Annotated in this window: 22 protein-coding genes and 1 tRNA gene; 15 read left to right on the forward strand and 8 right to left on the reverse strand. The window is 62.8% G+C overall.

Going from position 1 to position 24,040, the window contains the following annotated elements:
* Window positions 1-564: 564 nt before the first annotated feature.
* The 3 genes from P5703_RS09825 (at window position 565) to P5703_RS09835 (ending at window position 3,405) form a co-directional block, all read left to right on the forward strand.
* Window positions 565-1,632, forward strand: coding sequence for a phosphotransferase (locus P5703_RS09825; protein ID WP_279639697.1), 1,068 nt, complete (start codon window positions 565-567; stop codon window positions 1,630-1,632).
* A complete protein-coding gene (locus P5703_RS09830; protein WP_020306415.1) occupies window positions 1,629-2,582 on the forward strand; it encodes a ribose-phosphate diphosphokinase in 954 nt (317 codons plus the stop codon). The genes P5703_RS09825 and P5703_RS09830 overlap by 4 nt, the downstream gene beginning before the upstream one ends.
* A gap of 319 nt (window positions 2,583-2,901) precedes the next feature.
* Entirely contained in the window at window positions 2,902-3,405 is a 504-nt protein-coding gene (locus P5703_RS09835) for a copper chaperone PCu(A)C (protein ID WP_285586401.1), read from the forward strand.
* A gap of 41 nt (window positions 3,406-3,446) precedes the next feature.
* Here P5703_RS09835 and gorA read toward each other — a convergent pair whose 3' ends face one another.
* Window positions 3,447-4,805, reverse strand: coding sequence for a glutathione-disulfide reductase (gene gorA / locus P5703_RS09840; protein WP_285586404.1), 1,359 nt, complete (start codon window positions 4,803-4,805; stop codon window positions 3,447-3,449).
* Window positions 4,806-4,876: 71 nt separating this feature from the next.
* On the opposite strand from gorA, the gene P5703_RS09845 reads away from it, so the two are divergent.
* Window positions 4,877-5,299 (forward strand): VOC family protein, encoded by a 423-nt coding sequence (locus P5703_RS09845; protein WP_125460015.1) that lies wholly within the window; start codon window positions 4,877-4,879, stop codon window positions 5,297-5,299.
* Window positions 5,300-5,333: 34 nt separating this feature from the next.
* On the opposite strand, the gene galU is transcribed toward P5703_RS09845, so the two are convergent.
* On the reverse strand, window positions 5,334-6,173 hold the full coding sequence (gene galU / locus P5703_RS09850) for a UTP--glucose-1-phosphate uridylyltransferase GalU (protein ID WP_013982788.1): 840 nt from the start codon (window positions 6,171-6,173) through the stop codon (window positions 5,334-5,336).
* 603 nt (window positions 6,174-6,776) lie between these two features.
* On the opposite strand from galU, the gene P5703_RS09855 reads away from it, so the two are divergent.
* From P5703_RS09855 to P5703_RS09895, 9 genes are all read left to right on the forward strand, one after another.
* Window positions 6,777-8,396: a methyl-accepting chemotaxis protein gene (locus tag P5703_RS09855; protein WP_279641961.1), complete on the forward strand. Its 1,620-nt coding sequence runs from the start codon at window positions 6,777-6,779 to the stop codon at window positions 8,394-8,396.
* Window positions 8,397-8,611: 215 nt separating this feature from the next.
* The gene (gene hemN, locus P5703_RS09860) at window positions 8,612-10,000 is read left to right on the forward strand and encodes an oxygen-independent coproporphyrinogen III oxidase (protein ID WP_285586408.1); all 1,389 of its coding nucleotides are present in this window, start codon (window positions 8,612-8,614) and stop codon (window positions 9,998-10,000) included.
* A gap of 135 nt (window positions 10,001-10,135) precedes the next feature.
* Window positions 10,136-11,773 carry a VRR-NUC domain-containing protein gene (locus tag P5703_RS09865; protein WP_285586411.1) on the forward strand — a complete coding sequence of 546 codons (1,638 nt, stop codon included), beginning with the start codon at window positions 10,136-10,138 and terminating at the stop codon, window positions 11,771-11,773.
* Entirely contained in the window at window positions 11,770-14,049 is a 2,280-nt protein-coding gene (locus tag P5703_RS09870; RefSeq protein WP_151320668.1) for an ATP-dependent DNA helicase, read from the forward strand. Before P5703_RS09865 ends, P5703_RS09870 begins: the two co-directional genes overlap by 4 nt.
* 89 nt (window positions 14,050-14,138) lie before the next feature.
* A tRNA-Leu gene (locus P5703_RS09875) sits at window positions 14,139-14,225 on the forward strand.
* Window positions 14,226-14,449: 224 nt separating this feature from the next.
* Complete coding sequence (locus tag P5703_RS09880) at window positions 14,450-14,854, forward strand: antitoxin Xre-like helix-turn-helix domain-containing protein (protein ID WP_026012474.1); 405 nt, start codon at window positions 14,450-14,452, stop codon at window positions 14,852-14,854.
* Window positions 14,854-15,546, forward strand: coding sequence for an RES family NAD+ phosphorylase (locus P5703_RS09885; protein WP_151320667.1), 693 nt, complete (start codon window positions 14,854-14,856; stop codon window positions 15,544-15,546). Before P5703_RS09880 ends, P5703_RS09885 begins: the two co-directional genes overlap by 1 nt.
* Window positions 15,547-15,679: 133 nt before the next feature.
* Window positions 15,680-15,859, forward strand: a complete 180-nt coding sequence (locus tag P5703_RS09890; RefSeq protein WP_013982782.1) for a hypothetical protein — start codon at window positions 15,680-15,682, stop codon at window positions 15,857-15,859.
* Between the two features lie 145 nt (window positions 15,860-16,004).
* The gene (locus P5703_RS09895) at window positions 16,005-17,258 is read left to right on the forward strand and encodes an alginate export family protein (protein ID WP_045159042.1); all 1,254 of its coding nucleotides are present in this window, start codon (window positions 16,005-16,007) and stop codon (window positions 17,256-17,258) included.
* A gap of 34 nt (window positions 17,259-17,292) precedes the next feature.
* Here the strand turns inward: P5703_RS09895 and arsJ are convergent, their stop codons facing one another.
* From arsJ to P5703_RS09925, 6 genes are all read right to left on the reverse strand, one after another.
* On the reverse strand, window positions 17,293-18,507 hold the full coding sequence (gene arsJ / locus P5703_RS09900) for an organoarsenical effux MFS transporter ArsJ (protein WP_095460101.1): 1,215 nt from the start codon (window positions 18,505-18,507) through the stop codon (window positions 17,293-17,295).
* Window positions 18,508-18,596: 89 nt separating this feature from the next.
* Entirely contained in the window at window positions 18,597-19,607 is a 1,011-nt protein-coding gene (locus P5703_RS09905; RefSeq protein ID WP_095460100.1) for an ArsJ-associated glyceraldehyde-3-phosphate dehydrogenase, read from the reverse strand.
* 26 nt (window positions 19,608-19,633) lie between these two features.
* Window positions 19,634-19,960: a YnfA family protein gene (locus P5703_RS09910; RefSeq protein WP_013982778.1), complete on the reverse strand. Its 327-nt coding sequence runs from the start codon at window positions 19,958-19,960 to the stop codon at window positions 19,634-19,636.
* Window positions 19,961-19,970: 10 nt separating this feature from the next.
* Complete coding sequence (locus tag P5703_RS09915) at window positions 19,971-20,465, reverse strand: phosphatase domain-containing putative toxin (RefSeq protein ID WP_151320666.1); 495 nt, start codon at window positions 20,463-20,465, stop codon at window positions 19,971-19,973.
* Window positions 20,466-20,483: 18 nt separating this feature from the next.
* The gene (gene arsH / locus P5703_RS09920) at window positions 20,484-21,197 is read right to left on the reverse strand and encodes an arsenical resistance protein ArsH (RefSeq protein WP_019406162.1); all 714 of its coding nucleotides are present in this window, start codon (window positions 21,195-21,197) and stop codon (window positions 20,484-20,486) included.
* A 39-nt stretch (window positions 21,198-21,236) separates the two neighbouring features.
* Window positions 21,237-21,593, reverse strand: coding sequence for a metalloregulator ArsR/SmtB family transcription factor (locus P5703_RS09925; RefSeq protein WP_011913229.1), 357 nt, complete (start codon window positions 21,591-21,593; stop codon window positions 21,237-21,239).
* A 220-nt stretch (window positions 21,594-21,813) separates the two neighbouring features.
* On the opposite strand from P5703_RS09925, the gene P5703_RS09930 reads away from it, so the two are divergent.
* Both P5703_RS09930 and arsB read left to right on the forward strand, forming a co-directional pair.
* Window positions 21,814-22,887, forward strand: coding sequence for an ArsO family NAD(P)H-dependent flavin-containing monooxygenase (locus P5703_RS09930; protein ID WP_285586423.1), 1,074 nt, complete (start codon window positions 21,814-21,816; stop codon window positions 22,885-22,887).
* Window positions 22,888-22,935: 48 nt separating this feature from the next.
* A complete protein-coding gene (gene arsB / locus P5703_RS09935) occupies window positions 22,936-24,018 on the forward strand; it encodes an ACR3 family arsenite efflux transporter (RefSeq protein ID WP_011913227.1) in 1,083 nt (360 codons plus the stop codon).
* Window positions 24,019-24,040 lie beyond the last annotated feature (22 nt).

The following is a 24,040-nucleotide window of genomic DNA, read 5'->3' on the forward strand; positions in this document are numbered from 1 at the left end:
AATTCAACTCAGCAGACGTGCGCTTGCTGAAGCAGGAAGCAGCCCCAGCGACGCCTATCATCAGCAGGAGCGATATCTGCCTCATAAATGCCTTAAACCTGCGATGGAAAACCTCCTTCTCTTTAGTCAATGTAGCGTGGAGCGCCGTGGTCAGCTTGGCCTGCAGGAGTTATTAGATGATATAGAGAAGATATTATTTATAACCAAACTGCATTAGCAACTTTCTGCCATGTACGCTCTGTCATAGCTTCAAAGTTCTCAGTCAATGACAGATAATATTCTTGTGAAAATCTAGATATCATCGGCAACCTACTGATAATCAATCACTTTACATTTTTCTAGCTTTTTAAATATTTACTTCGCATTACTGCTTGCTTCCTCCACTTTCCTGATTGCTACCACCCTCGCTTCTCTTTCGTTCTTTACTAACCGCGAGGCGGTCCCGAGTTTCATCAGCGATGCGTCGAGCAGCTTGCCGTCGCGCAGCTAGACTCGCAGACAGCTGCCCCTTGTTTCCGCGCCGACGGCGCCCAAGGGGCCGTGCCGAAGAATCCTGAGGGACAGATGAGCGGTCAGCACGAGGTCATCGGCTTTCTTTCCCGCGCTGACAGCTACGGCTGCCCGGGCGGTACGGTCGAGCGTATCGAGACCCATGGCTCGCTGATCTTTCTGTGTGGCGAACGCGTTTACAAGCTCAAGCGCGAGATCGCCTATGCGTCGCTGGATTTTCTCACGCTGGAAAAGCGCGAGCGCGCCTGCCATGCCGAGCTGCGGCTGAACCGGCGCACGGCACCTCGCCTTTACCTCGGGGTGAGCGCGATCACCCGGGATCGCGCTGGCGTACTGGCCTTCGACGCGGACGGCGAGGTGCAGGATTGGGTCGTGGTGATGCGGCGCTTTCCGCAGTCCGCATTGTTCGATCGCATGGCCCTGGCCGGCGAGCTGACGCCCTCGCTGATGCAGACCTTGGGCGTAGAGATCGCTCGTTTTCATGCCGGTGCCGAGCGAACGCCGGCCTTTGGTGGCAGCGCTGGCATTCGCCGATCCATCGAGACCAATCATCAGGAGCTGCGCCGCCAGTGCGCATTGCTCGATGGAAACGCGGTGCAGGCACTCTACCGGGACCAGTTGGCCCTGCTCGATCAGCTGTCGGCAGAGCTGGACCGACGGCGCCGCGATGGATGCGTGCGGCGCTGCCATGGCGATATGCGATTGGCGAACATCTGCCTGTTCGAAGGGCGGCCTACCCTGTTCGACGGCATTGAGTTCAGTGACGAGATTGCCTGTATCGATGTCCTGCATGACCTCGCCTTCGTGCTGATGGACCTGCAGCACCACCAGTTGGCTGATCTGGCGCCGGCTGTTTTGCGAGCCTATCTGGACGAGAGTGGCGAGGCCGAGGAGTGTGCACCGTTGCCACTGTTCCTATCGGTTCGCGCGGCGACTCGCAGCTTCACCCTGGCCGGCAGCGCCCAGCGCCAGGCCACTGCCGAAGCTGCCCAGGCCAAGGCTGAACAGGCACGTGCGTTGCTGCGACAGTCACGCCTCTATCTGCTCGATCACCAGGCACTGGGCCTGGGCTACCCGCAGCTCGCGTCCGCTCGTCCCCGTCCAAGCAGGAGTCATACATGAACACCCGCCCTCCTCTGTTGTTCGCGCTGCATGGCACCCAGGAATATGCCGCTCGTGTCGCCCGGCACATGGCGCTCGAGCTGGCCGAGCTCGAAGAGCGCGCCTTCGAAGACGGCGAGCACAAGACCCGCGCCCTGACGTCTGTGGAAAGCCGCAACGTCGTCGTCTTCCATGCGTTGTACGGCGATGACGAGCGCAGCGTGAACGACAAGCTCTGCCGCCTGTTGTTCTTCTGCGGCGCCCTGAAGGACGCCGGTGCCCGCCACGTTCAGGTGGTCGCACCCTATCTCTGCTATGCACGCAAGGAGCGTCGTACCCAGTTCCAGGACCCGATCATCACCCGCTACGTGGCGGCGCTGTTCGAGGCCTGTCGGGTGGATCGCCTGACGACCTTCGAGGTACGCAACCTGGCTGCGTTCGACAACGCGTTCCGCATCCCCACGCGGCATATCGAGAGCGCCGAGCTGTTCGCTGCGCACTTCACGCAGCTGCCTGGTGACGTCGAGCTGGTAGCGGTCTCCCCCGATGCCGGCGGCGCCAAGCGCGCGGAATCCTTTCGCCGGGCGCTGGAGCGGCATATCGGGCGCGCGGTTGGCAGCGCCTACATGGAGAAGTACCGCAGCAACGACATCGTGACCGGAACGATGCTGGTCGGCGACATTCACGAGCGGATCGCGATCATCGTTGATGATCTGATCAGCACCGGCGGCACTCTGTTACGCGCCGGCGAGGCCTGCCGCAAGGCCGGCGCGCGGCAGGTCCACGCAGCGGCGGCCCACGGCCTGTTCACCGGCGGGCCGGAAATCCTGGAGAGCCCGGTATTCGACCAGTTGGTGATCACCGACACCGTTCCGCCGTTCCGTATTCCCTCTGAGCTGGTCAGCCGGCGCCTGACGGTGCTCGACTCAAGCGCTATGGTCGCCGCCGCGCTGAAGAGCGAGTACGGTTGATTGGTCGCTTGCCCGGTCTGCATGCATTTCTTGACTACAATCGCGCTGGCAGTGCACTCGGAGCCGTGGGTGTTGCGGTTCGTTTCGGCAAGTCGATTGGCGCCGTGCAATACCCTCTCGCGCGCGGCACCAGGAACAGCGGCTTCGTGAGGTTCATGACGTGCATCCTTGCGTGCAGCCCCCAGCCGATTTGTCCGGCATCGACGGCTTGTGTTTGATCGGAATCAACGTCCCGGAGGCCGTCATGCAACCGAACGTAGCGCCTGGCGCCAAGCGGCGTAAGATGGCGCCATTCTTCACACGATAATCGGAGTTTTCCATGCTGCTTCGCTTACTGGCCGCAGGCGCTTTCACCATGCTTTGCATGCCTGCCTTCGCGCAGGACCACCACGATCATCGCGCTGCAGCACCCGCAGTCGCCGGGGAACTGGCTATCAGCCAGGCCTGGTCGCGCGCGATGCCGCCGAGCGCGCCCACCGGTGCGGTGTATTTCGTTCTGGAAAATCGTGGCGAGCATTCGCAGCGACTGATCGGTGCGCAGACGCCACGCGCGGAAAAGACCGAGCTGCATACCCATGTGCATCAGGGCGACATGATGAAGATGCAGCAGATCGATTCGGTGGAGGTGCCGGCGGCGGGCAAGGTGGAATTCAAACCGGGAGGCAATCACGTGATGCTTTTCGGCCTCAAGCAGCCACTGGTGGCCGGAGAAAGTTTTCCGGTAACCCTGCAGTTCGAAAGCGGTAGCGAGATCACCACCGAAGTGAGCATCGAGGTCGATGCGCCGGCATCCGGGAATACCGCAACCGGCCATCATCACTGAGCTGAGCGGCGTGCCGCGCAAGGCGGCACGCCTGTCTGCCCTCAGATAGCGGCGGGCGTGCGCATGGTGACGAACTCTTCGGCCGCCGTCGGGTGGATGCCCAGGGTCTCGTCGAAGACCTGCTTGGTTGCCCCGGCCTTCAGCGCCACGGCCAGCCCCTGCATGATTTCGCCGGCGTCCGGCCCGGCCATATGGCAGCCCAGCACGCGGTCGGTATGCGCATCCACTACCAGCTTCATCAGGCTTCGTTCGAGGCTGTCGGTCATGGTCAGCTTCATGGGACGGAAGCGGCTTTCGAAGAGCGAGACCTTGTAGCCCTGCTCCCGCGCCTGCTCCTCGGTCAGCCCGACGGTTGCCATGTTAGGCAGGCTGAACACCGCTGTAGGGATGGTCGAGTAGTCGACCTTGCGATACTGCTCCGGTTTGAACAGGCGCCGCGCCACCGCCATACCTTCGGCCAGCGCAACGGGCGTCAGCTGGACGCGACCGATCACGTCTCCGATCGCCAGAATCGAAGGCACCGAGGTGCGGTACTCGTCATCTACCGCAATGAAGCCACGGGCATCCAGTGCCACGCCGGCCGCTTCGAGCCCCAGGCCGTCGATCATCGGCCGGCGGCCGGTTGCATAGAAGATGCAGTCCGCTTCCAGGGTGCGGCCGTCTTCCAGGGTGGCAAGCAGGCTGCCGTCGGCAAGCTTGTCGATATGGACGATGTCGGCGTTGAACTGGAGGTCCACGCCCTTCTTGATCATCTCGTCCTTCAGATGGTCGCGCAGCGAGCCATCGAAACCACGCAGGAACAGCTCGCCACGGTAGAGCAGCTTGGTGTCGGCGCCGCAGCCATGGAAGATCGAGGCGAACTCCACCGCGATATAACCGCCGCCAACCACCAGGACCCGCCGCGGCAAGGCGTCCAGATAGAAGGCTTCGTTGGAGGTGATGGCGTGCTCGCGGCCCGGGATTTCCGGCACGTGCGGCCAGCCGCCGGTAGCGATCAGGATATGTTCGGCGCTGTAGCGCTTGCCTTCGACTTCGACGGTATGTGCATCGACCAGTTGCGCATGTGCCTGCAGCAGGGTCACGCCGCTGTCCACCAGGATGCTGCGATAGATGCCGTTCAGGCGCTGAATCTCGCGATCCTTGTTGGCGATCAGGGTCTTCCAGTCGAAGGTCGCGCCGTCGATGGTCCAGCCGTAGCCCTGCGCCTGGCCGATGTCCTCAGCGTAGTGCGCACCGTAGACCAGCAGCTTCTTCGGCACACAGCCGACGTTGACGCAGGTGCCGCCCAGGTAGCGGCTCTCGGCGACGGCCACTTGCGCGCCAAAGCCTGCAGCGAAGCGCGCCGCACGTACGCCACCGGAACCCGCACCGATGACGAATAGATCGAAGTCGTAAGCCATGTAGAGTTGTCTCCTTCTGTAGCGAACAGCATAACCCAGGCTTTGCGCCTGATTCACCGAAGGAGTGCCCCATGCGCCCCACCCTCACCCACCTGGCGCTGCATGTGCCAGACCTGGACGCCTGTATCGCCTTCTACACGAGGTTCTGCGGAATGCGGGTGTTCCACGAACGCCCGGGCAAAGGCTCACGCATCGTCTGGATGGCCGAGCCCGGCAAGGAGCGGGAATTCATCTTCGTGATCATGCCGGGCGGCATGGATCGCTCGCTGGCGGAGAACGACTACAGCCATTTCGGTTTCGCCATGGCCAGTCGGGAGGAAGTGGATGCGGTAGCCGAATTGGCGCGCGCGGATGGCTGCTTGATCTGGGAGCCGCGCGACGAGCCCTATCCGGTGGGCTACTACTGTGGGGTACGCGACCCGGCGGGCAACTATGTGGAGTTCAGCTATGGCCAGCCGCTCGGGCCGGGCGCCGAGGAATTGCCCCCGCCATAAAACGATCGGGCCACCCTGAGGTGGCCCGACTGGATCAGAACGCCTTACCGGTGAGGTAGAAGTTCTCGTAGCAGAAGTTGGTCGCCTCGATGTAACCCTCGGCGCTACCGCAGTCGAAACGCTGTCCCTTGAATTTGTAGGCCAGCACGCAACCGTCCTTTGCCTGCTTCATCAGCGCGTCGGTGATCTGGATTTCACCTCCCTTGCCCGGCTCGGTCTGCTCGATCAGCTCGAAGATGTCCGGGGTGAGGATGTAACGGCCGATGATCGCCAGGTTCGACGGGGCGTCTTCCGGCTTGGGCTTTTCGACCATGTGGCTGACGCGGAAGATGTCGTCGCGAATCATCTCGCCGGCAATCACGCCGTACTTGCTGGTTTCTTCCGGCGGTACTTCCTGGATCGCCACGATCGAGCAGCGGAACTGGTTGTACAGCTTGACCATCTGCGCCAGCACCGGGTCGCCATCGAGGTTGATGCACAGGTCGTCTGCCAGCACCACGGCGAACGGCTCGTCACCGATCAGCGGACGGCCGCTGAGAATTGCGTGGCCCAGCCCCTTCATTTCCACCTGACGGGTGTAGGAAAAGCTGCACTCGTCGATCAGGCGACGAATACCGACGAGGTACTTTTCCTTGTCGGTGTTGCGAATCTGATGCTCGAGCTCATAGCTGATATCGAAGTGGTCTTCGAGCGAGCGCTTGCCACGCCCGGTGACCATGGCGATCTGCGTGAGCCCTGCCGCCAGCGCCTCCTCTACCCCGTACTGGATCAGCGGCTTGTTCACCACCGGCAGCATTTCCTTGGGCATGGCCTTGGTTGCGGGGAGAAAACGGGTGCCATATCCGGCAGCGGGAAAAAGGCATTTCTTGATCATGTGAGTCCTTGAAATGAAGGTTCCAATCGATGCACTGCTTGTAGGAACAGCAGCTGCCTTGCGGTGTTGCCCGGTCTTGCCGGCGTAGAGCCTACGACCATCGTTTTCATAAGGGGTTCGCAGCGAACGCAACGGAGGAATGCAGAAAAGATGCCCGTTCACTGACGTCCTTTCCAATCGCCTGCCAGACGGGTCGGCAACGCTAATATCGCTTTGCCATTCTGTAAAGCGGCGCTATGTCTCATGCCCATTCGCACCGGCGTGATGCATGACGCCGCTTCTGTTCTTTAGCAGTGCGCGGTTACAGCAAGATGCCAACCAGGACCGCCGCCGCTGCCCTCGAACTCATGACCTGAGTCAGTGAAAGCTGCATTTGCTCCGTCATTGGTCGAGCGACGTGGTTCACATTCCTCAGAAAGCAATACCATAGCGCGCGCCATAATGGCGCAAGGCTACCACCGGCTTCGAAGTTTCAAGAATCCACGCTACTAGCCGATACGAGCTTCAGATCGCCCAGCTCGTTGCTGCGTCGTCATGGGAAACCAATAAAACAAGAGTGCAGTGACAGCTACCTTCCGCGTGGCAGTAGTACTAAGGAAAACCATGAACAACTCCGCCCCTCGACAAATGTCCGTGCAGACGAAGATCAACCTGGCGCTGGTGCTGGTGCTGGTGGCGATCATGTCGGCCTCGCTGTTCATCGCTGCCAGCACGGAGAAGCGGCTGGTTCTGCAGGTGGTCGAGCAGCAGACCAAGGATGCCGCCGACTCGTACTTCGACAGCATCAACACCATGATGCTGACCGGTACCATGGCGCAGCGCGAGGTGCTGCGAAACAAGATCCTGGCACGCCCCGGCGTCATCGATGCGCGCATCATCCGAGGCGATGAAGTGACCAAGGTGTTCGGTCCCGGTTACGCGCATCAGGCGCCTGCCGACGCGCTCGATCGTCAGGCGTTGACGGGCGAGTCGATCATTCAGATCGACAAGAAGGATGGCGGCCGGGTGCTGACCGTGATCAACCCGATCCTTGCCCATGCCGACTACCGCGGAACCAACTGCCTGACCTGCCACCAGGTCGCCGAGAACGCCGTCATGGGCGCCGTGCGCATCAGCTACGACCTCAAGGCGCTGGATCAGGAGGTCGACCGCAATATCCTCGTCAGCGGCGCGATCCAGTTGTTGTTGCTGATTGTCGGCGTGGTGGTGATGTGCATGACCGTCCGCCATGTGATCCTGCGTCGTATCAACGCCATGCGCCACACCATGGACAGCATGGCCGAAGACGAGGACCTCAGCCGCAGTGTCGCGGTCGGTGCAAAGGATGAAATCGGCGCCATGGGCGATGCCTTCAACCGCATGATCGGCAAGTTCCGCCATAGCCTGGAAGCAGTCGCCGGGGTCACGCACCAGCTCACCGATGTGTCCGAACGCGTCTCCCATGTCGCGGAAAAGACCCTGGCCGCGGTCAACGACCAGCGCAGCGAGACAGATCTGGTCGCCTCGGCGATGAACGAGATGAGTGCCACTGTGCAGGAAGTGGCGCGCAACGCCAGCCATACGGCAACTGCTTCCACCGGAGCGGACAATGAATCGAAGGCCGGCGTGAAGGTCGCCAGCGAAGCGCTGGATGGTATCGAAGTGCTGATCGCCGAAATCGAAAAGGCCGCCGAGGTGATCCAGCGGGTCGAGAGCGACAGCGCCAGCATCGACATGGTGCTCGGCGTGATCAACGGCATCGCCGAGCAGACCAACTTGCTGGCGCTGAACGCCGCGATCGAAGCAGCCCGCGCCGGCGAACAGGGCCGCGGCTTCGCGGTGGTGGCTGACGAGGTGCGTACCCTCGCCTCGCGCACGCAGAAGTCCACCGAAGAAATTCAGGCCATGATCGAGCAGCTGCAAAGCGGCGTGCGCAACGCGGTACAGGCGATGAAGGAGGCGCAGCTGCGTGCGCGTTCCGGCTCGCAGTGCGTCGAGAAAGCCGCACAGAGCCTGAGCGTGATTGCCAACGAAGTGGGCACCATCAACGAGATGAACACCCAGATCGCCACGGCTGCCGAACAGCAGAGTGCGGTGGCCGAGGAGATCAACCGCAACATCACCACCATCAGCCGCATTGCCGACACCACCTCGGCCGACGCGGCACAAACCTCGCAGATCAGCGATGAACTGGTGCGCCTGGCTACCGAACTGAACCGTCTGGTCGGCCAGTTCAAGCTCTGAGCACGCACGCGAGGCCAGCCGCGGTCTCGCGTCTTCTGCGCCCTGCATCCCGCCCAGCGGTGCGGTGCGGGGCGCTATTCTTGATCTGAGACAGTCGGCGCATGAGGCCTGATCGTCCATAATTCGCGCCCATGACCTGCCTGAGCCGGAAACACCCGAGGGTGGCACCGCGTTCCGCTTCCGACTCCGAATTCAACCCTTAGGTGAAACGAACAATGGACCAACTGCCGAGCTTCAACCGGGCCCTGGTCGAGAAATACGACCGTCCCGGTCCACGCTACACGTCCTACCCTACTGCCCCGCAGTTCCATCAGGCCTTCGCCGAGGACGACTACCGCGCTGCCGCTGCGCGCAGCAATCAGGCCCAGCCGCCCAAGCCGCTGTCGGTGTACATCCACATCCCGTTCTGCAAGAGCCTGTGCTACTACTGCGCCTGCAACAAGATCATCACCCACAAGACCGAGCGCGCCGTCGAGTACCTCGAGTACCTCAAGCGCGAGATCGCCATGCAGGGTGCGCTGTTCGACCGCTCGCGCAAGCTGACCCAGCTGCACCTGGGGGGCGGTACGCCGACCTACTTCACCAGCGAGCAGCTGGCTGACCTGATGGCCAGTCTGCATCAGGCGTTCAACATGGATGACAGCGACAACCATGAGTTCTCCCTGGAAGTCGACCCGCGCACTGTCACGCCCGAGCAGATCCACGGCCTGCGCAAGCTGGGCTTCAACCGTCTGAGCTTCGGTGTGCAGGACTTCGACGAGCAGGTGCAGATCGCCGTCAACCGCATCCAGACCGAAGAGCAGACCCGCGAGCTGGTCCAGGCTGCCCGCGATGCGCAGTTCAAGTCGATCAGCGTCGACCTGATCTACGGCCTGCCACTGCAGACCGTGGCCAGCTTCGATGCCACGCTGAGCAAGATCATCGATATCCGCCCGGACCGCATCGCCGCCTACAGCTACGCACACCTGCCGGATCTGGTACGGGCACAGAAGCTGATTCGCCCCGAAGACATGCCGCCACCCGAGCGCAAGCTCGAGCTGCTGGAACTGACCATCCAGCGCCTGACTGCCGCCGGCTACATCTATATCGGTATGGATCACTTCTCCCTGCCGGAAGATGAACTGGCCCTGGCACGTGCCAACGGCACACTGCAGCGCAACTTCCAGGGCTACTCCACCCATGCCGACTGCGACCTGATCGGGCTGGGCATTTCCTCCATCGGCAAGGTCGCCGACAGCTACAGCCAGAACGTCAAGGAGCTCTCGCAGTACTACGCGCGACTGAACGAGGGCATGCTGCCGGTGCACCGTGGTTACAAGCTGAGCGACGACGATCGCCTGCGCCGCGATGTGATCGTCTCGTTGATGTGCCATGGGCGTATTGATTACCGGCAGATCGAGCAGAAGCACGGCATCGACTTCGGCAGCTATTTCGCCGACTCGCTGGCCAAACTGGCCGAGCCGGTCGCCGATGGTCTGGTGGAGCTGCGCGACGATGCGCTGATTCTGCTACCGCAGGGGCAGCTGATGATGCGCAACGTCGCCATGGCTTTCGATGCCTACCTCGGTGGTGAGCAGCGCGGACGCTTCTCGCGCACCGTCTGATCCTTCCATCGCGTCCGGGGCGGCACCCACGCCGCCCCTTCCGCTGATCACCGGCCATTGCCAAATACCGCTCGAACTGTATAAATAGCCAGCTTTCGAGCGGGCCGCCCGCGCCCCAGTTTTACCGGATGTGCGATGCGTCAGGCCCTGGAAAACCCCTTCTACTATCTCGACAACTTTCAGCAGGTCCTGGCCTGGGTGGACCAGCATCATGGCGACCTGCTGGACGACGCCGAACGCGCTTTCATCGGGCGTTTCGCTCTGTTGCCGCAGGCGTCTCAGGCATTGCTGGTGCGCATGGTGATGCGCAAGGGCGCGCTGTTCCGCGCCAGCAAACTGCACTACGGGGAGATCGGCTGTCCACGTCGGGCGGCAGCGCCATTGATCGAGCAGGGCTGGATCGATGCCGAGCGTGAGCTGACGCTGGAACAGCTGTTCGGCCTGCTCACCAAGGGCGAACTGCTGCAGCTGTTCGGCGTCACGAACTCGGCCGGCCTGCGCAAGGCCGAGCTGTTCGAAAGGCTGCGCGCCGACCATGACCTGGCCAAGCCCTTCGGGCAATGGTGGGCGGGCTCCGAGGACGCGGTGTACAGCCTGTGCATCGACGAACTTTGCGAGCGGCTGCGCCTGCTGTTCTTCGGCAATATCCATCAGGACTGGTCGGAGTTCGTGCTGGCTGATCTGGGCGTTTATCGCTACGAGCAGGTGTCCTTTTCCCCCGCCTCACGAGCGTTCAGTTCGCGTGCCGAGCTGGACGCCTACCTGCATCTGCATCGCTGTCGCGAGCGCTTCGATGCCGGCGAGCCGCTGGCGGCGATCCTGGCGGCTGTACCGGCCGCGCCGTTCGGCAATGCCTGGCTGGAAAGCCGCCGCGGCAAACTGCTGCTGCGCATCGGTCAGCAGTTCGAACGGCTCGGCCAGCTCGACGACGCCTTGCGCGTGCACGCGTTCAACGGTTATCCCGGTGCGCGTGAGCGGGCAATTCGTGTATTGGAGCGCGGCGGCCAGCCAGCGGCGGCGCTGGATCTGTTGCTTCAGGCCCGGGCCGCGCCGGAAAGCGAACATGAAGTGCAGCAGCTGCAGCGCATCCTGCCACGTCTGCAACGCAGCCTGGGCATCCCGACCGAACGTGCACGCAGCCGCAAGCCGGAACAGCTCGATCTGGTCCTGCCGAGGCCTACCTGCAGCGTCGAGCAGGCGGTGCGCGAGCATCTGACGAGGCCGGATGCGCCGGTGTATTACGTGGAGAACGCCCTGGTCGGCTCGCTGTTCGGCCTGCTCTGCTGGGACGCGATCTTCGCGCCGTTGCCGGGCGCGTTCTTTCACCCGTTCCAGTGGGCGCCGGCCGACCTGAACCGCGCGGACTTCCACCAGCGCCGCGCCGATCTGTTCGCCGCCTGCCTGGCCTGCCTCGACAGCGACGACTACCGTGACTGCATCTGGCGCACCTTCCAGGCGAAGCTCGGCATCCATAACGCATTCGTCGCCTGGGGCCTGCTCGACGAACAACTGTTGGCGCAGGCGCTGGACTGCATTCCCGCCGCGCACCTGAAGCTGTTGTTCCAGCGCATCCTGGCGGACGTCACTGGCAATCGCACCGGCCTGCCGGATCTGATCCAGCTGTGGCCGGAAGCGCGCCGCTATCGCATGATCGAAGTGAAGGGCCCAGGCGATCGCCTGCAGGACAACCAGAAGCGCTGGATCGACTACGCCCATCAGCACGGTCTGCCTATTGCGGTCTGCCATGTCCAGTGGGCCGAGGCCATGGCGTGAGCTATCGGGTCGCGGTGCGCGCGCTCTGCGAATTCACCGCCAAGGTCGGCGATCTGGATCTGCGCTTCACGCCCTCGCCCACCGCGCTGGAAGGCATCGCCGGGCACGCCCAGGTCACCGCCAGGCGTGGCGATGGCTACGAGCGCGAGATCGCCCTGGAGGGGCAATACGGGCAACTGAGCGTGCGCGGCCGTGCCGATGGCTACGACCCGGCGCGCAATCGCCTGGAAGAGATCAAGACCTTTCGCGGCGACCTGGAACGCCAGCCCGCCAATCATCGCCAGTTGCACTGGGCGCAGGCGAAGATCTATGGCTGGCTGCTGTGTCAGACACGCGGGCTCGATGAACTCGAACTGGCACTGGTCTATTTCGACGTCACCAGCCACAAGGAAACGCTGTTCGTCGAGCGTCACACCGCAGCACAGCTGCGCGTGTTCTTCGAGACCCAGTGTCAGGCGTTCATCGATTGGGCCGCACAGGAAATGGCCCACCGCGCTGCGCGCGACCAGGCACTTTCCGCCCTGCGCTTTCCCCACGACGGCTTTCGTACCGGCCAGCGGCAACTGGCCGAGGCGGTGTACAAGGCTGCCTGCACGGGCACCACGCTCATGGCGCAGGCGCCTACCGGCATCGGCAAGACGCTTGGCACCCTGTTCCCACAGCTCAAGGCATTTCCGGGGCAGCGGCTGGACAAGCTGTTCTTTCTCGCCGCCAAGACGTCCGGTCGACGCCTGGCACTGGATGCGCTGCAGACGCTGCAACGCAACGCCAACCATGGACTGCGGGTACTGGAGCTGGTGGCGCGCGAAAAGACCTGCGAACACCCGGACAAGGCCTGTCATGGCGAGTCCTGCCCCCTCGCCCGCGGCTTCTACGACCGCCTGCCCGCGGCGCGGGCCGCCGCGCTGGGGCAGCCCCTGCTCGACCAGGCTGCCCTGCGCGAAGTGGCGCTTGCCCATCAGGTCTGTCCCTATTACCTCAGTCAGGAGGTGGCACGCTGGGCGGACGTGGTGGTCGGTGACTACAACTATTACTTCGATAGCAGCGCCCTCCTCCACGGCCTGGCGCTGGCCAACGACTGGCGCATCTGCCTGCTGGTGGACGAGGCGCACAACCTGATTGACCGGGCACGTGGCATGTACAGCGCCGAGCTCGATCAGCGCGCCTTCGTCGGCCTCGCCAGCCAGGCGCCAGCACCCTTGAAGCGGCCACTGGGGCGCGTGCAGCGCTGCTGGAACGAGCTGCATCGCGAGCAGCTGGCGGACTACCAGGTGCAACCGGAGTTGCCGCTCAAGCTGCTGGGCGCGCTGCAACAGGCGGTCAGCGCCATCACCGACTATCTGGGCGAGCAACCCGCAGGGCTGGATGCGGAACTGCAACGAGCCTATTTCGACGCCATGCATTTCTGCCGTGTCGCCGAGCTGTTCGGTGAACACTCGCTGTTCGACATCAGCCTGTTGCCGGCGACTGCTCGCAGCAAGGCCCGTCGTTCGATCCTTTGCCTGCGCAATGTGGTTCCCGCCCCCTTTCTGGCTCCCCGCCTGGCACAGGCGCGTTCCAGTGTGCTGTTCTCCGCCACGCTGAGCCCGCGCAGGTTCCACGCCGACATGCTGGGCCTGCCCGCCGGCAGCGCCTGGATCGATGTCGAGTCGCCGTTCCAGAGCCGGCAACTGCGCGTCTGTCTGGCCGAGCATGTCTCGACCCGTTATCAGCACCGGCAGGCCTCGCTGGGCGCCGTGGTCGAACTGATTGCCCGTCAGTATCGCGAGCGTCCCGGCAACTACCTGGCCTTCTTCAGCAGCTTCGATTACCTGCAACAGGTCACCGTGCTGCTGCGCGAGCAATGCCCGGACGTACCCTTCTGGGAGCAGACCCGCGGCATGCAGGAAGCGGCGCGCAATGCCTTTCTCGATCGCTTTACCGAACACAGCGAAGGCATCGGTTTCGCCGTGCTTGGCGGCGCCTTCGCCGAAGGTATCGACCTGCCCGGCCAGCGCCTGATCGGTGCCTTCGTCGCGACCCTTGGCCTGCCGCAGGTCAACCCGGTCAACGAACAATTCAAGATACGGCTCGACGAGCTGTTCGGGCGCGGCCACGGTTACGACTACACCTATCTCTACCCAGGGTTGCAAAAGGTCGTGCAGGCCGCCGGCCGAGTGATCCGCACACAGCAGGACGAGGGCGTCGTGCATCTGATCGACGATCGTTTTGGCCGTCCGCAGGTGCGTCGTTTGCTGCCCGGGTGGTGGGCCTTGTCTGGCAGTTCTGGTGGTTGAACGCCGGTCGTTCTGGTTGCGTGGGCCTCGGAGGCTGGTTATAGTCCTGCGCCGCCGATTCCCCATCGGCGCGCTGCGACGCAGCCTACGCCCGGATGGCGAAATTGGTATACGCAAGGGACTTAAAATCCCTCATCCGAAAGGGTATGCGGGTTCGACCCCCGCTCCGGGCACCAAACTTCCGTTGGTTCCAGCAACTGGCGCCGGCGCAGCCCATTCGAATATCCCTCCTATATATCCCATCAGCCGCTCAAAGATCGGTTGCGCTCGATTGTGCGTACTTCAAGCCCTTCACGTTTGTTGGGCGTTAAGTTGCGGGCAATATCGGCGTCTCTACAAATCTGTAGAATAAATTTGTGCTAATCTGTGTCTACAGAAACAAACTGTCGGAACCATTGCCATGTCAGCCACCCTTCAAGTAGCCGCTTTTTCCAAGGACCAATGCACAACTGGATTGCGCGCTGCGGTGAATATTCTGGACAAATGGCAGGCCACGACTGAACAGGCCTGTCGAATTCTGCGTATCTCCCGCAGCACTCATGCGCGCGCCAAGTTGCGTAATGCCGACTGGTCGGTGAGCCTGGATCCGGATCAGATGCAGCGCATCAGTTTCATCCTCAATATCCACGCCGCTCTGCGACTGATCTTCGATAATCCGGAGAACACCTACGGTTTCCCTGGAATGCCCAATCACAACGAGTTTTTCAACGGCCGTTCACCGCTGGCGGTCATGGCGCAGGGCGACATGATTTCGCTGTACGAGACATTTCGGCGGATCGACAGCCTGCGGGGCGCGCAGTGGTAGTGCCGAAGCGGCTGCCAATTCGGCCACCGGCGAAGCTGCAGGCGTATCGATTGGTGAACTCGAAGTTTCCGCCAATCGAGCTATTCGATGACGTGGCCGACGCCGATGAGTTCGACATGCTTTATCAGCTTCAGGCCCTGACGAACCCGCGCCTGCACAACGAGACCGGGCGACTCGAGCTGATTCCCCGCGACGAGATCCCGTTCGGCATTCCCGGCTGCTCCTATGCCACCGCTCCGTTCACCCATGTGAATCCCTCAGGCTCGCGTTTCAGCGATGGCAGCTACGGCGTGCTCTACCTGGCCGACAGCATGGAAACGGCCCTGGCCGAAGTGCGCCATCACCAGGAGCTGTACTGGTCCGGCGTGGTGGGTCTGAACTTCGAGCGCTTCGTCTTTCGCGGATTGTCGTGCCAGTTCGACGAGGCAGGCCTGCTGGATGCCACGACCGTCGCGCTGACCGACCCGATCTACGATCCGAACGACTATTCCGCGGCGCGCCAGTTCGGTCGTCAGCTCCGGCAGGACGGCTTTGCAGGTCTGCGCTACCGCTCGGTGCGCAAGCCTGGCCAGCATTGCTGGGCGCTCATGACGCCGCGCAATGTGCTCTCCATTGTCCAGACCGCCCATTACGAGATGATCTGGAACGCCGGCATTACCAGTGTCAGCGCCATCGGCGAGGTTTCGCCGTAGGCCCACCCCGGCGCCGCTCGTCCGCACGCGCGTCACTGCCAACCAGGTGTAACAAACTCCGCGCATCCTTTGCTCAAGGACTCCCCCATGGCGCACGGACGCCCCCCCGAACAGACGATGTGAGGACGCGACGATGAGCAAGCGATCACTCGAAGAACTGGTAACCCGTTCGGATATCAGCGCACTGCAGCCGATGGCGCACTGGCGTCGTGGTCGTCGCAGCGGGCAGGAAAAAACGGGGCCGAACGCTGCGGCGCTGATCCAGCGTGCCGCAACCGATATCGGCATGTTGAAAGCTGCCATTGCGCATTAAGCGAAACGCTGACTTCTGAGCCACATGCAGCCCGAAGCGGGCTGCAATGCCCGCGGCAGAGCATTTTTTCGGCCTTGACTGCTGTCAATGGCAAAAATAGTAAGCAGCCTATCGTTTGCTCCGATGCCAACCAAGGGAGCGACACATGAGAAAGCTGCGTCCACATCATCTGACACCCTGCCTGCTTAGCGTCGGGCTGTTCTGCAGTCCGGCGATCCTCGCCGGCGAGAACTTCAGCGATCTGTTCACCGATGCCAAGCCGATTCTGGATCTGCGCTATCGCTACGAGCACATCGACCAGGACAACGCGCTGAAACATGCCAATGCGCAGACGCTGCGCACCCGCATCGGCTTCCAGACCGGTCAGTGGTACGGCCTGTCCGCGCTGGTCGAGGCCGACAACGTCAGCCGCCTGGGCGACGCGGCGTACAACAGCACGCGCAACGGCCAGACCGACTATTCGACCGTTCCGGACCCAGACGGCAGCGAGATCAATCAGGCGCTGCTGCGGTACGACCATGCACTGGGCAATGCTGTGGTCGGGCGGCAGCGGATCAATCTGGACAATCAACGCTTCGTTGGTGGTGTCGCCTGGCGCCAGAACGAGCAGACCTACGACGGCGTGCTGGGCCAGCTGCAACCGCTCGACAAGCTGATGCTGACCTACGCCTACATCGATAACATCAACACGATCTTCGGCCCGGACGACAACCGTTTCGACAATCGCGCCAACCCGGCCAATATCGAAGGCCACAGCCATCTGTTCAACGCCCGCTACGCGCACTCACCGGAGCTGACGGCCACCGCCTACAGCTATCTGCTGGGACTGGACAACATCGCTAGCGCACCCACCGCCGCGCTCGGCACCCTGTCCAGCAAGACCACCGGCCTGCGTCTGAATGGTGCCCTCCACGGCATCAGCTATGCGCTTGAATATGCACGCCAGCAGGACTACGCCGGCAATCCTCAGGAGCTGAGCAGTGAGTACTACCTGGCCGAACTGGGCTATGCCCTCAAGGGTGCGACTCTGAAAGCGGGCGTGGAAGTCCTGGGTGGCGACTCGGGGCCGGGCAATCGGGCCTTCCAGACGCCATTGGCTACCAAGCACGCCTTTCAGGGCTGGGCCGATGCCTTCCTGCTGACGCCTGCGGACGGTGTGCAGGATGTCTATCTCGGCGGCACTCTGCCTTTGTTCGGTGGAACGCTGCAGGCCTGGTACCACGATTTCCGCGCCGAACGCGGCAGCCAGCAATACGGCGAGGAGATCAACGTCGCCTACAGCCATGCCATCCCGCTGGTCAAAGGACTGGTGGCCACCGTCAAGTACGCCGGCTACGACGCCGATGATTACTCGGTGGATACCGAGAAGCTCTGGGCGCAGCTGCAGTACAGCTATTGATCATGTCAGGCGGGTGCTCGGCGCCCGCCCTGCCCTAGCCGTCGTGTCGCGGCAACCACAGAGAGATAAGCGCGGCGAGCACTACGAAAAGGGACGACACCCACAGGCAAGCCTGCAGGCCGTAGACCTGGAACACCCAACCCGAGAGCAGCGTGCCCACCAGCCGCCCCAGGGCGTTGGACATGTAGTAGAAACCCACGTCCAGCGAGACACCGTCCTCCTTGGCGTAGCTGACGATCAGATAGCTGTGCAGCGATGAATTCACCGCAAACAGCACGCCAAACAACATCAATCCTCCGATCAGCACCCACTGTGGCGACGCAGCCGTCGCCAGCCCGATCGCAATTGCCGCAGGCAATGCCGCCAGCGAGGCGGCCCAGAGGCATGCCGCCCGACCATCCGGGACCTTGCCACTGCGTTTGCCGGTGATCGCCGGTGCGGCCGACTGGACAATGCCGTAACCGATGATCCAGCACGCAAGGAAGCCGCCGACCATCCAGAAGTCCCAGCCGAAAACCGCGCTCAGATACACCGGCAAGGCCACCACGAACCACACGTCTCGCGCGCCGAACAGGAACAGGCGCGCCGCGGACAACACATTGATCGCGCGACTCTTGGACAGGATGTCGCGAAACTTGGGCTTGGCCTTGGCCTTGCCGAGATCCTTTTTCAGCAGCACCAGACTGGCCAGCCAGACCAGCGCCAGTACGGCAGCCATCGAGAGAACCGCACCGGCGAACCCCAGCAGCGTAAGAAGCGCGCCGCCAAGGAAGAAACCTACGCCCTTGAGGGCATTCTTCGAGCCGGTGAGAATCGCGACCCACTTATAGAGCGTGCCCTGCTGGCTGTCGGGTACCAACAGCTTGATCGAGCTCTTGGCGGACATCTTGTTCAGGTCTTTGGCGATGCCGGAAAGCGCCTGCGCACCCATTACCCAGGGCACGGTCAGCCATGAGGCCGGTACGGTGAGCATCAGCAGGGCCGCGACCTGCAGCGCCAAGCCGAGGTTCATCGTCCGGTTCAGACCAAGCCGCGCGCCGAGGTACCCGCCAATCAGGTTGGTGACGACGCCGAATATTTCGTAGAACAGGAACAGCGCGGCGATCTGCAAGGGCGAGTAGCCCAGTGCATGGAAGTGCAGCACTACCAACATGCGCAATGCGCCGTCGGTGAGTGTGAAGGCCCAGTAGTTACCGGTCACCACCAGGTACTGGCGGATTTCCGGCGCGAGACGTTGGAGAGCGTGCATGGCGGCGGCTCGAAGATATGTACGGATCACTGATACAGGCGCGAACCCTCAGAGCGGGCTGCAACCCCCCTAAGGGGATGTAACCTGCCCTACCGGACGTAGACGAGCCCGACCTTGCGCGCCAGTTCCACGGTGCGGTTGGCGTAGCCCCACTCGTTGTCGTACCACGCGTAGATCTTCACCTGCGTGCCGTTGACCACCATGGTCGACAGCGCATCGATGATCGACGAGCGCGGGTCGGTGCGGTAATCGATGGAAACCAGCGGCCGCTCCTCGTAGCCGAGAATGCCCTTGAGCTCGCCCTCCGCTGCAGCCTGCAGCAACCGGTTCACCTCTGCGACATCGGTGCTGCGCTCCACCTCGAACACGCAGTCGGTGAGCGAGGCATTGGCCAGCGGCACGCGCACGGCATGGCCGTTCAGCTTGCCGCGCAGCTCGGGAAATATCTCGGCGATCGCCGTGGCCGAGCCGGTGGTGGTGGGAATCAGGCTCATGCCCGAGGCGCGGGCGCGGCGCAGATCCTTGTGCGGCTGATCAAGAATGCTCTGCGTGTTGGTCAGGTCATGGATGGTGGTGATCGAACCGTGGCGGATGCCCAGCTGCTCATGGATAACCTTGACCACCGGTGCCAGGCAGTTGGTGGTGCACGACGCCGCGGTGACGATGCGGTGCTGCGCCGGATCGTACAGGCCGTCATTGACGCCCATGACGACGTTCAGCGCGCCCGCCTCCTTCACCGGCGCGCTGACCACCACGCGCTTGACCCCCTGCTCCAGATACTGCTGCAGCACCGCAACGGTCTTCATCTTGCCGCTCGCCTCGATGACAAGATCGCAGCCCGACCAATCGGTGTCGGCGATCGCCTTGTTGGCGCTGACCTTCACCCGTTGGCCGTTGATGACCAGGCAGTCGCCGTCGGCGCTCGCCTCGTGCTGCCAGCGGCCATGCACAGAGTCGAAATTGAGCAGGTGCGCATGGGCGGCCGCATCGCCGGCCGGATCGTTGATCTGCACGAAATCCAGCTCCGGCCAATCCCAGGCCGCACGCAGGGCCAGGCGACCGATGCGGCCGAAACCGTTGATGCCTACTTTTATGCTCATGGATGACTCGCTCCTGAAATGATGGATCAGAGATTGCGCGGCGCGAACATGATGATCGCCATACCCAGCAAGGCCACGGCGCAGCCGAGCAGGTCCCACCCGGTGGGGCGAACCCCGTCGACCAGCCACAGCCAGACCAGTGCGACAGCGACGTAAACGCCACCGTAGGCGGCGTAGACCCGCCCGGCGGCGGTGGGGTGCAGTGACAGCAGCCAGGCGAACAGCGCCAGGGAAAGCGCCGCCGGAACCAGCAACCAGATACTCTTGCCTTGTTTCAGCCAGAGGTACGGCAGATAACAGCCGACGATCTCCGCTATCGCGGTAATGACGAACAAGCCGAGCGTATTCAGCATGAGAGGCCCGTCATGCGCCGAAGCGTTCGATCCAGCCGACATGCGCCGGATGCTGGATAGCCTTGGGGCGAAGCGCCTGGACGCAGGCGATGGCGGTCGCGCGCGGCACTTCGCGGTCGATCAGGATGCGTGCTGCGATCAGTCCGGTACGACCTGAACCACCCTTGCAGTGAATGGCGACGCGCTTGCCGGCATCCAGCAACTCATGGATCCGAGCTGCCGCCCCTTCCCAGGCCCGATCGAAGTCCGCCAGCGGCACCTGTTCGTCCGCCACGGGCAGGTGAAACCACTCGAGGTGGCGTTCGGCACAGAGTTGCGGCAGCTGGCTCGCGTCGTTACGGGCCAGCTCTTCGGCGGGCATCAAGGTGATCACTGCTTCGGCACCAGCCGCCTGTAGCGTGCCCAGCGCCTCGTCGAGGCTGCTGCCCTTGCTGCCGGGACACGGCGTGAAGATCAGCTGACCGGCACAACCGGGAACATCGAGGATGTCGTAGGGGTGGGACACGCGGGCGACTCCTGGAAGTCAGATTGAGCGTTGATTGACGCGACGGGACAGCGCTTCGGCCGACTCCTTGCGTTCCGAGTAACGGTCGACCAGGTAATCGGCGCGACCGCGTACCAGCAGGGTGAACTTGATCAGCTCCTCCATCACATCCACCACGCGGTCGTAATAGGCCGAGGGCTTCATCCGCCCTGCCTCGTCGAACTCGAGATAGGCCTTGGCCACTGAGGACTGATTGGGGATGGTGAGCATGCGCATCCAGCGACCCAGCACGCGCATCTGATTGAGCGCATTGAATGACTGCGAGCCGCCGCTGACCTGCATTATCGCCAGCGTCTTGCCCTGAGTCGGGCGCAGCGCGCCCATGGCCAGCGGCACCCAGTCGATCTGGGCCTTGAACACTGCGCTCATCGAGCCATGCCGTTCCGGCGAGCACCACACCTGCCCCTCCGACCACTGCATCAGATCGCGCAGTTCCTGGACCTTCGGATGGCTGTCAGGCGCATCGTCCGGCAGTGGCAGCCCTGCCGGATGAAAGATGCGCGTCTCGGCACCGAAACGCTCCAGCAGCCGCGCCGCTTCCTGAACCAGCAAGCGACTGTAGGAGCGCTCCCGGTTGGAGCCATAGAGCAGCAGGATGCGCGGTTTGTGCGCAGGCCCGTCTGGGAGGCCCAGCTTGGCGAGATCCGGCAGATCGAGCAGCGCTGGATCGATGTTGGGTAGGTCGTCGTGCATGGGGTAATCCTGAAAGTTGTGGCGAGTGAACGATGCGATTCAGCCACACACCGTCGCCCGCTCGGGACGATTGCGCATGCGCTCCAGACGCTGCACGTTGTCGCTCAGCCAGTTCTTGTTGGCAGCCAGAATCGGTTGCAGCATGTCCGTGACCCAGTCAGGCAGATGCGGATGGAGACGGTAATAGACCCACTGGCCCTGACGGCGATCTTCCAGCATGCCGCAGCTGCGCAGCATCGCCAGGTGACGGGAAATTTTCGGCTGGCTTTCATCCAGCGCGCAGGTCAGCTCGCACACGCACAACTCGCCTTCGCGGGCGATGAGCAAGGCGATGCGCACGCGAGTCTCGTCCGCCAGGCATTTGAATACGGTGGTAGGTGTCAGGTGCTCGATCACGAAAATACCCTTCTGACGCTTGCCGATCGGTTGATGATCGCGAAACGTATGCGTCGGCGAATATATTGCTTAACGCATATGCGAGTAAAGCGCAGGTTACGCGGTCAGGTACTGAAGGCAGCCCCCTGGGCGGGGCGAATTTGCTCGGCGTAATGCAATCCGCGTATATTCCCAAGTTCGTATATAAGGCGAGCCGAATGTCTTGGATGAGAGTCTGCTGATGTCAGCCCCCCATGTGCTCGATGTGATCATCATCGGCGCCGAGCAGTCGGCCCTGGCGACCGCGTACTTCATGCGGCGTACGGCGCTTTCCTACCTGCTGCTGGACGATCAACCCGCCCCGGGTGGCGCCTGGCTCCACGCCTGGAATTCGTTGAGGCTGTTCTCACCGGCGGCCTGGAGTTCTATCGCCGGCTGGCCGATGCCGACCCCCGTCGAACCGGGCAATCCGTCGCGCGACGATGTGATCGACTACCTGCAACGCTACGAGACCCGCTACAGCTTTCCCATTCAGCGCCCGGTTCATGTCGATGCGATCAGGCGCGTAGACGATCTATGGCAGGTTCAGGCCAGCGATCGGCGCTGGCTGGCCCGGGCAGTAATCAGTGCGACCGGCACCTGGAGCAAGCCTTTCATTCCGGACTATCCGGGGCGCGAGGCGTTCCAGGGGCTGCAATTGCATTCAGCGTACTACCGGGACCCTGCGCCCTTCTCCGGCAAGCGCGTGATGGTGGTCGGCGGCGGCAATTCAGCCGCGCAGATCCTGGCGGAACTCTCGAAGGTCGGCGAAACCATACGGGTCACTCAGGACCCGCCGGCATTCCTTCCCGATGAGGTCGATGGTCGCGTGCTGTTCGAGCGTGCAACCGCGCGCTGGAAGGCTCAGCAGGAGGGCCGCAGCGTCGATGACCTGCCCGGCGGCTTCGGCGATATCGTCATGGTGCCCTCGGTGCTCGACGCGCGGGAACGTGGCGTGCTGGTAGCGCAACCGCCGTTTGTGCGCTTGCACGAAACTGCCGTCGAATGGGCGGACGGCCGTCAGACTCGCCTCGATGCGGTGGTCTGGTGCACCGGCTTTCGCCCGGCGCTCGATCATCTTCACCTGTGCGGGCTGGTGGAGGCCGACGGCAAGGTGCAGGTAGCAGGGACCCGAGCCGTGAAACAGCCCAATCTCTGGCTGGTCGGCTACGGCGAGTGGACCGGCACGGCATCTGCCACGCTGATCGGCGTCACGCGCAGCGCCCGAAGTACGGTCGACGAAGTGGTCGAAGCGCTGTCCGCACAATCTCGCTAGCGCGGCGACACAACCCACCACCTACAGAAAGAAAAGGTACGGTTCCAGATGTCCACTCAATGCCAAGTGACCAGCAAGCAGGCCGGGGCGCCACTGGGCTTCTTCGAGCGTTACCTCACCCTCTGGGTATTCCTCTGCATCATTGCCGGCACGCTGCTCGGGCTTGGCATGCCCGCTGCGGCAAAGGCCGTGGGCGCCCTGGAAGTGGCCCATGTGAACATCCCGGTCGGCCTGCTGATCTGGGTGATGATCATCCCCATGCTGATGAAGATCGACTTCTCCGCCCTGCGGGAGGTCTACGCGCAGCGGGCTAGCATGGGCATCACGCTCTTCGTCAACTGGGCCATCAAGCCGTTCACCATGGCGCTGCTGGGCTGGCTGTTCATCAAGCAGGTCTTCGCGCCCTGGCTGCCGGCCGCCGAACTGGACAGTTACATGGCCGGTTTGATCCTACTGGGCGCGGCGCCCTGCACCGCAATGGTCTTCGTATGGAGCAACCTCTGTAACGGCAACGCCAACTTCACCCTGACCCAGGTCGCACTGAACGATGTGGTGATGGTGTTCGCCTTCGCCCCGATCGTCGCGCTGCTGCTCGGTGTGTCTTCGATTCCAGTGCCTTGGGACACGCTACTGCTCTCGGTGGTGATGTACATCGTCATCCCGCTGGCGATCGCCCAGATAATTCGCGCACGCCTGCTCAAGCGCGGCGAAGAGGCATTCCACGCCGCCCTGGCAAGAGTGCAACCATTCTCCATCGTTGCGCTGCTGGCCACCCTGGTGCTGTTGTTCTCCTTCCAGGGAGAGGCCATCGTCGCCCAGCCGCTGATCATCGCCATGCTGGCCGTGCCCATCCTGCTGCAGACGCTGCTGATCGCCGGGCTGGGCTATTGGCTCAATCGCCGCTTCCAGGTACGCCACGATGTGGCCGGGCCGTCGGCCATGATCGGTGCCTCGAATTTCTTCGAGCTGGCGGTGGCCGTCGCCATCGTGCTCTACGGCTTCAACTCAGGTGCCGCACTGGCCACGGTGGTCGGCGTGCTGATCGAGGTGCCGGTGATGCTCTGGCTGGTGCGCAGCGTCAATCGCAGCCGCGACTGGTACAACCGCGCGCTGACGGCTAACCGAACATAGCCCTGCGCTTGACGCGGATCAG

The sequence above is a fragment of the Stutzerimonas sp. FeSN7 genome, assembly GCF_030263795.1.
Taxonomy (GTDB): Bacteria; Pseudomonadota; Gammaproteobacteria; order Pseudomonadales; family Pseudomonadaceae; genus Stutzerimonas; species Stutzerimonas stutzeri.

Bases quoted from the DNA above. Each gene is read 5' to 3' on its own strand.
- P5703_RS09825 (WP_279639697.1), top strand. From the start codon at position 565: ATGAGCGGTCAGCACGAGGTCATCGGCTTTCTTTCCCGCGCTGACAGC.
- P5703_RS09830 (WP_020306415.1), top strand. From the start codon at position 1,629: ATGAACACCCGCCCTCCTCTGTTGTTCGCGCTGCATGGCACCCAGGAA.
- P5703_RS09835 (WP_285586401.1), top strand. From the start codon at position 2,902: ATGCTGCTTCGCTTACTGGCCGCAGGCGCTTTCACCATGCTTTGCATG.
- gorA (WP_285586404.1), bottom strand. From the start codon at position 4,805: ATGGCTTACGACTTCGATCTATTCGTCATCGGTGCGGGTTCCGGTGGC.
- P5703_RS09845 (WP_125460015.1), top strand. From the start codon at position 4,877: ATGCGCCCCACCCTCACCCACCTGGCGCTGCATGTGCCAGACCTGGAC.
- galU (WP_013982788.1), bottom strand. From the start codon at position 6,173: ATGATCAAGAAATGCCTTTTTCCCGCTGCCGGATATGGCACCCGTTTT.
- P5703_RS09855 (WP_279641961.1), top strand. From the start codon at position 6,777: ATGAACAACTCCGCCCCTCGACAAATGTCCGTGCAGACGAAGATCAAC.
- hemN (WP_285586408.1), top strand. From the start codon at position 8,612: ATGGACCAACTGCCGAGCTTCAACCGGGCCCTGGTCGAGAAATACGAC.
- P5703_RS09865 (WP_285586411.1), top strand. From the start codon at position 10,136: ATGCGTCAGGCCCTGGAAAACCCCTTCTACTATCTCGACAACTTTCAG.
- P5703_RS09880 (WP_026012474.1), top strand. From the start codon at position 14,450: ATGTCAGCCACCCTTCAAGTAGCCGCTTTTTCCAAGGACCAATGCACA.
- P5703_RS09890 (WP_013982782.1), top strand. From the start codon at position 15,680: ATGAGCAAGCGATCACTCGAAGAACTGGTAACCCGTTCGGATATCAGC.
- P5703_RS09895 (WP_045159042.1), top strand. From the start codon at position 16,005: ATGAGAAAGCTGCGTCCACATCATCTGACACCCTGCCTGCTTAGCGTC.
- arsJ (WP_095460101.1), bottom strand. From the start codon at position 18,507: ATGCACGCTCTCCAACGTCTCGCGCCGGAAATCCGCCAGTACCTGGTG.
- P5703_RS09905 (WP_095460100.1), bottom strand. From the start codon at position 19,607: ATGAGCATAAAAGTAGGCATCAACGGTTTCGGCCGCATCGGTCGCCTG.
- P5703_RS09910 (WP_013982778.1), bottom strand. From the start codon at position 19,960: ATGCTGAATACGCTCGGCTTGTTCGTCATTACCGCGATAGCGGAGATC.
- arsH (WP_019406162.1), bottom strand. From the start codon at position 21,197: ATGCACGACGACCTACCCAACATCGATCCAGCGCTGCTCGATCTGCCG.
- P5703_RS09930 (WP_285586423.1), top strand. From the start codon at position 21,814: ATGTCAGCCCCCCATGTGCTCGATGTGATCATCATCGGCGCCGAGCAG.
- arsB (WP_011913227.1), top strand. From the start codon at position 22,936: ATGTCCACTCAATGCCAAGTGACCAGCAAGCAGGCCGGGGCGCCACTG.